Annotated in this window: 5 protein-coding genes; 2 read left to right on the forward strand and 3 right to left on the reverse strand. The window is 63.9% G+C overall.

Going from position 1 to position 6,308, the window contains the following annotated elements:
* Positions 1–43 precede the first annotated feature (43 nt).
* Positions 44–670, forward strand: coding sequence for a glutathione binding-like protein (locus IVA80_RS26565; protein ID WP_247437253.1), 627 nt, complete (start codon positions 44–46; stop codon positions 668–670).
* A gap of 160 nt (positions 671–830) precedes the next feature.
* On the opposite strand, the gene IVA80_RS26570 is transcribed toward IVA80_RS26565, so the two are convergent.
* From IVA80_RS26570 to IVA80_RS26580, 3 genes are all read right to left on the reverse strand, one after another.
* Positions 831–1,466, reverse strand: a complete 636-nt coding sequence (locus IVA80_RS26570) for a LysE family translocator (RefSeq protein ID WP_247437255.1) — start codon at positions 1,464–1,466, stop codon at positions 831–833.
* A 134-nt stretch (positions 1,467–1,600) separates the two neighbouring features.
* Positions 1,601–4,669, reverse strand: coding sequence for a DNA polymerase I (polA, locus tag IVA80_RS26575; protein WP_247437256.1), 3,069 nt, complete (start codon positions 4,667–4,669; stop codon positions 1,601–1,603).
* A gap of 239 nt (positions 4,670–4,908) precedes the next feature.
* On the reverse strand, positions 4,909–5,976 hold the full coding sequence (locus tag IVA80_RS26580) for an acyltransferase family protein (RefSeq protein ID WP_247437258.1): 1,068 nt from the start codon (positions 5,974–5,976) through the stop codon (positions 4,909–4,911).
* A gap of 191 nt (positions 5,977–6,167) precedes the next feature.
* On the opposite strand from IVA80_RS26580, the gene IVA80_RS26585 reads away from it, so the two are divergent.
* Positions 6,168–6,308 (forward strand): NAD-binding protein (locus tag IVA80_RS26585; protein WP_247424356.1); only part of this gene is annotated, 141 nt, incomplete at its 3' end.

Here is a 6,308-nt window from a genome sequence, read left to right on the forward strand (position 1 = left end):
GCCCGAGCCGAGAGCCCAAGCCTCTTGGGGAAGGAAACAAGGCATGACCATCGAGCTGCACACCTGGAATACGCCGAACGGCCGCAAGATTTCGGTCGCGCTGGAGGAAATGGAGCTGCCCTACAAGGCGATCCCGGTCAACATCGGCAAGGGCGAGCAGATGGCACCGGAGTTCCTGAAGCTCAGCCCCAACAACAAAATCCCAGCAATCGTCGACCCCGAGGGGCCGGACGGCAAGCCCGTCAGCATCTTCGAGTCCGGCGCGATCCTGCTTTATCTGGGCGAAAAGACCGGCAAATTCCTGCCCAAATCGCTCTCGGAGCGCATCCCCGTCTATGAATGGCTGATGTGGCAGATGGGCGGCTTCGGCCCAATGCCGGGCCAGGTGCACCATTTCATCGCGCTCGAGAACGAGCAGGACCGCGCCTATGGCCTGAAGCGCTACATGGCGGAGACGCGCCGGCTCTACAGCGTGCTGGACCGCCGGCTCGACGGCCGCGACTTCGTCGCCGGCGACCTCTCGGTTGCCGATTTTGCCATCCTGGGCTGGGCCTGGCGCCACCCTCGCCACAAGGTTGAGCTGGCCGATTTTCCCAATGTCAGGCGCTGGTACGAAGTCCTGATGGCGCGCCCGGCGGTGAAGCGGGGCATGGAGGCGAAGCTGGATTAGTCTCTCAGCTCTCGCGTCGCGTGCCCCGGACGCGGTGCAGCGCGCAAGCGGTGCACTGCAGAGCCGGGGCCCATGCGGCTGCACTGGGTCCCGGCTCTGCGCAGCACCGCAAGAGCGCTGCAGCGCGTCCAGGACACGAGCGCGTGATTTGCGACGTCGGCTATACCTTCTTCGCTTCCACCGCCATCCGCACCGCAAGCCCCGCCAGCACGCTGCCCATCAGCCAGCGCTGCACCAGCATCCAGCTCGGCCGGCTCGCCAGGAACAGCGCGATCGAGCCTGCTGCGAGCGCGATCATCGCATTCACGCTGACGCTGATCGCGATCTGGATCGCGCCGAGCACGAGCGACTGCGTCAGCACGCTGCCGGCGACGGGGTCGATGAACTGCGGCAGCAGCGCCAGGTACAGCATCGCGATCTTCGGGTTGAGCAGATTGGTGACGAAACCCATTGCGAACAATTTGCGCGGGCCGTCGATCGCGAGCGTCTTCACCTGGAACGGCGAGCGCCCACCCGGCTTCACCGCCTGCCAGGCGAGCCACAGCAGATAACCGGCACCGGCGAAGCGCAGCGCGTCATAGGCGAAGGGAATGGCGAGCAGCAGCGCCGTGATGCCGAACGCCGCGCACAGCATGTAGAACACGAAGCCGAGCGCGACCCCGCCAAGCGAAACGATGCCGGCGGCGGGCCCCTGCGTGATCGAGCGCGAGATCAGGTAAATCATGTTCGGCCCCGGGGTGAGCACGAGGCCGAGGCAGACGAGGGCGAAGCCGAGCAGGGCGGAGGTGTGGGGCATGAATGAACCGGTGCGGGGACGGCACGGTTCTAATATGCGCGGCACGGTGGAGCCATCGCGCAATTGCACGGAGGACAATTCAGGGCTCGGTGCGCTCCCTCGCTCCGCTCTTGCGGGGAAAGGTGAAGAAAAAATCAGTGCGCCTCGTCCCAATTATTCGCCGCGCGCGCATCGACATGCAGCGGCACTGACAGCAGCACGGCCGGGAACGGTGCGTCCTGCATGACGTGCTGCACGACCGGCAGCGTCGCCTCGACCTCCGCGTCCGGCACCTCGAAGATCAATTCGTCATGCACCTGGAGCAGCATCTGCGCCGACAGCTTCTTTGCGGCCAGCGCATCCTCCACCCGCGTCATGGCGCGGCGGATGATGTCCGCGGCGGTGCCCTGGAGCCGCGCGTTGATCGCGGCGCGCTCGTTGAACGCGCGCACCGAGGCGTTCGAAGCCTTGATGTCGGGATAGTACATCTTCCGGCCGAACAGCGTGGTGACGTAGCCGTGGCTCCGGCAGAAGTCGCGCGTCTCGTCCATATAGGCGCGGATGCCGGGGAAGCGCTCGAAATACTTCTTGATGTAGGCGGACGCTTCCTCGCGCGCGATGCCGAGCTGGTTGGCGAGGCCGAACGCCGAAATGCCGTAGATAATACCGAAATTGATCGCTTTGGCGCGGCGGCGGACTTCGCTCGGCATGCCCTCGATTGGAACGCCGAACATTTCCGACGCCGTCATCGCGTGAATGTCGAGCCCGTCGCGGAACGCCTGCTTCAGCACGGGAATGTCGGCGATTTCGGCGAGCAGCCGCAGCTCGATCTGCGAATAGTCCGCGGAGACCAGCTTGTGTCCCGATGTCGCGATGAAGGCACGGCGGATCTTGCGGCCGTCCTCGGTGCGCACCGGAATGTTCTGCAAATTCGGCTCGTTCGACGACAGCCGGCCCGTCGTGGTCGCGGCCAGCGCGTAGGTCGTGTGCACGCGATGGGTCTGCGGATTGACGTAAGTCGGCAGCGCGTCGGTATAGGTCGATTTCAGCTTTGAAACCTGCCGCCACTCCAGAATCTTCTTCGGGAGGTCGTGACCCTGCTCGGCGAGCTCGTCGAGCACTTGCGCGGTGGTCGACCACGCGCCGGTCTTGGTCTTGGTGCCGCCCGATAGTCCCATCTTGCCGAACAGGATGTCGCCGATCTGCTTGGGGCTGCCGACATTGACGGGCTCGCCCGCGATCTGCTGGATCTCGGCTTCGACGCGGGCCGCGGTCTGGGCGAAGTCGCCGGACAGACGCGACAAGACCTGGCGGTCGATCGAAATGCCGCGCCGCTCCATGCGCGCGAGCACCGAGACCAGCGGCCGCTCCAGCGTTTCGTAAACCGTGGTCATGTGCTCGGCGACAAGGCGCGGTTTCAGCACGCGCCACACCCGCAGGGCCATGTCGGCGCCTTCCGCCGACAGCGGCGCGGCCCTGTCGATCGGCACCTGGTCGAAGGTGATCTTGCCCTTGCCGCTGCCGAGCAACTCGCTCTCCTTCAGCATGGCGTGGCCGAACCAGCGCTCCGAGAGCTGTTCGATCGCGTGTGAGCCGCGGCCGGCATCGAGCACGTAGGAGATCAGCTGCGCATCGTCGGTGTTGCGCAGCGTGATGCCGTGCTGCGCCAGCATCACGGCAGTGAACTTGACGTCGAAGCCGATCTTGAGAATGCCTGATGATTCCAGCACCGGACGAAGCGCTTCGATGGCGTCGGCATGCTTGACCTGGTCCGGCGCAAGACCCGCGTCGAACAGACCGGCGCCGCCGCCGGACTGCTTGTGCGCCAGCGGAACGTAGCAGGCCTCGTTCGGCGCCAGCGCCAGCGCGATGCCGCAGAGATCAGCCTGCATCGGATCGATGGAGTTCGCTCTCGTCTCGATCGCGACATGGCCGACATCATGGATGCGCGCGATGAAGGCGTTGAGCTCTTTGAGCGTCTTGATCGCCTGGTACTTGCTGCGGTCGACCGGAAGTTTTCGGAGCGCCTCTTCGCGTGCGGCGGCGAGCGAGATCGGCGCGCCCTTCGGGCTCGCGGCCTTGTCCTCCTTGCTCGCCGATGTGTTGCGCTCGCCCGGCCGAGCTTGCGCCGGTGCGCCGGATCCTGGCGTGGGCACGACGTCGGAAGGCGGCAGCGGCGAGAATACGCTGGCGCCGCTCGCATAGCCGGGATCGGCATCCACGTTGGCGGGATCGATCTGCGAATAGTCGGCGACGCGCCGCGTCAGCGTCGTGAACTCCATCGCCTTCAGGAAGGCGATCAGCTTGCGTGCGTCGGGCTCGTGGACCGCGAGATCGTCCAGCGGCACCTCCAGCTCAACCTTGTCGTCGAGCAGCACGAGCTGCCGCGAAATGCGCGCCTTCTCGGCATTCTCGATCAGCGCCTCGCGCCGCTTCGGCTGCTTGATCTCGCCGGCGCGGAATAAGAGTTGCTCGAGATCGCCATATTCGACGATCAGTTGCGCTGCGGTCTTGATGCCGATGCCGGGCACGCCTGGTACGTTATCAGTGGAATCGCCGGCGAGCGCCTGCACCTCCACCACCTTGTTCGGCGGTACGCCGAACTTTTCAATCACCTCGGGAATGCCGATGCGGCGGTCCTTCATAGTGTCGTACATGGTGACGCAGTCAGTCACCAGCTGCATCAGATCCTTGTCGGAGGACACGATGGTTGCGGTCGCGCCGCGTTCGCAGGCTTGCCGCACATAGGTCGCGATCAAATCGTCGGCCTCGAAGCCCACCTGTTCCAGGCAAGGCAGATCGAAGGCGCGCACGGCCTCGCGGATCAGCGAAAATTGCGGGATCAAATCGTCAGGGGCCGGCGGCCGGTGCGCCTTGTATTCGGGATAGATCGCGTTGCGGAACGTGACTTCCGACTTGTCGAAGATGATCGCCAGATGCGTCGGCCGGTTGTCCTCGGGCATGTCCCGGAGCAGCTTCCACAACATGTTGCAGAAGCCGAGCACGGCATTGACCTGGATGCCGTCGGATTTGCGGTTCAGCGGCGGCAGCGCGTGATAGGCACGAAAGATGTAGGAGGAACCGTCGACCAGGAAGACATGATCGCCCTTGCCAGCCGCCTTCGCCGCGACCGGTTTGGCAGCAGTGGGTTTGGCGTCGGCGGTGGCCTCGGGGGCAGCCTTGGCGTCAGCTTTGGCGGTGGTCTTCGGGGATGTTTTGGGCATGGCCGCAATGTATGAATTTTTGCGGGCTTTGACAGCCTTTGAGGTGGGAATTTTGGCCCGATTCACATACTTCACTATTGTCCCGGACAAGCGCAGCGAAGCGGAGCGCCGATCCGGGACCCATAGCCACAGGGAGAAGTTTGGGCGAAGCTTGGCAATTGCCATCTCCCGCCATAACTGATTTGGGCTTATCCCCGCCCCGAGCGCAATCGCGCACCAGGCAGCGAAGACACCGAGCGTTACTCCGCGGCCTGCAGTACCGCCCCCGCCTTCTTCGGCGCGATCCAGAATGCGTCGGGCCGCTCAAACAGGAAGCCGGCATTGAGCCGCAGGGCGGCCTGCCAGACCGCAAGCGATCCAACCACCCCGGCGATGGTGACGACCAGCGACACCGTGCCGATGTCCGGAATGATGTCGGTGCGCAGCAGCAGCATGCGTGTCGCCGCCATCGGCAGGAAGAAGGCGAGATAGATCACGACCGAATGCTCGCCGCAGAAGCGGAAGACGTTCAACCAGTTCGCGCGAGCGAGCAGCGTGCCCATTGTGATGATGGCGCAGGCGCCGGCGAAGCCGAGCACGAGCGAGACGATCTTCCATTCGCTGGCGCCGAACGCGACGAGGGCCGCATTGACCAGTGTCCAGGTCGCAAGCGCGGCCAGCGCAAGCCCGGGATGATTGCGCGCGCGATCGGATAGCGCGAACACGTAAGGCGCGAACAGATATCCCGAATAGAAATAGACGAAGCGCGCGCAGAATTCGTCGATCGCGGTCCAGCCGGTCGAGACGCGCGCCGTCTCCAGAGCGGCAGCAATGAGCCAGATCGCCAGCGGCGGGATCCGCCGTGTCAGTTTTGTGACGACGAAGAAGATCGGCAGGAGATAGATGAACCAGAGCGTGCCGAACGGCTCGATGAAGGATTCGAGATAGAGCAGGCCCGCGTCGCGCCAGCTCGTCTCCGCCGCGAATGCGGGCGCCTTGAAGCCGAACTGGATTGTCACCCAGAGGACATAGAAATAGGCGAAATGCACCACCTTGCGATCGAGATAGGTTCGCCAGCCTCGATCGATCACCAATGGCAGGAACAGGCCCGAAATCAGGAAGAAATCCGGCATCCGGAACGGCTTTGCGAAGGCCACGGCGACATGCATGAAACCGGTCTTGCCGGCGGCGAGCTCCACCCCCAGCACCGAATGCATCATCACGACCATGACGATGCAGATGCCCTTGGCATAGTCGACCCAGTCGACACGTGCGGCGGAAGGAGCCTTGGACAGCCCGCTCGCAGCGATTGTGCCGATTGATGCCATGGTGTCCCTTTTCGAGGCGCGGTCGGCCCGCTCTGTGCGGGCGTGGCGCAGTGTGGAGCCTTCCGGTTTACGATTGCTTCACCGGTACAATTCGCGTGCCGGTTTTTGCATGCGGACTGTTCCTTCCCCTCAGGAAAATGCTAAACCGCTCCGAATTGAGGTTTCGTTAACCAAGCTGGGGCAGGTTTTTCATGCGAATCGCGATGATCGGAACGGGCTATGTGGGACTGGTTTCCGGAGCCTGCTTTGCGGATTTCGGTCACGACGTCACCTGCGTCGACAAGGACGAGAAGAAGATCGCCAGCCTTCATCGCGGCGAGATCCCGATCTAC

It is taken from the genome of Bradyrhizobium sp. 139, assembly GCF_023074175.1.
Taxonomy (GTDB): domain Bacteria; phylum Pseudomonadota; class Alphaproteobacteria; order Rhizobiales; family Xanthobacteraceae; genus Bradyrhizobium.